General features: G+C 33.7%; 1 protein-coding gene. It reads left to right on the top strand.

The features are described 5' to 3' along the window. Window positions 1-191 precede the first annotated feature (191 nt). A partial coding sequence (locus ACFFUE_RS10745) for a hypothetical protein (RefSeq protein ID WP_376835250.1) occupies window positions 192-612 on the top strand: 421 nt, incomplete at its 3' end.

Below are 612 nucleotides of genomic sequence, written 5' to 3' on the forward strand. Positions count from 1 at the left end.
AGCTTCAAAAGCTTCTTTTTTAGACAAATCAACCTGGGCAAAAGAAAAAGAGCCAAGTAATAAAGCGGAAAAAGTAAAAAGAGATTTCATAATATAAAAATTTAAGTTAATGCGAAATTTTATCATCAGCGTACTCGCAGGAGTGCTAGGAAATGTGATTTATTCAATGTTAAACAAGTAAAATTAGTAATATGGGCAAAGATAGCAAAATACGTTCCATTCTTCTAATGTCTGCGATGGGTATAGCGGTTTATTATTTTCTCAATCCGCCAAAATCGAAAGAAAAAGAGCCGTTAAAACCATTATTAGATGTAGGGGATTTGATTTCCGATGGCTTTGATAGTGGTGCAGATGACTATGTAGCCAAGTATTTTAAAGATGTTGAATACTTTGGCAAACACGAAATACCAAAGATGTATTATCAGAATTGGAAAGTTTTGAGAAAACAGTTGGATATTATCCGTTCTGCATTTGGTTCGCCAATCTTGGTAAAAAGAGGTTACGAGCCTAATACGGATACAGCGTTTAATAAATGCCAAGCCGTATCCTTTTATCCGCAGAATAATAAATACTTGGAGCTTGATACAATTATAGAATCTTTGAAAAATAGTG

It is taken from the genome of Bergeyella porcorum (genome assembly GCF_042427575.1).
GTDB lineage: Bacteria > Bacteroidota > Bacteroidia > Flavobacteriales > Weeksellaceae > Bergeyella > Bergeyella porcorum.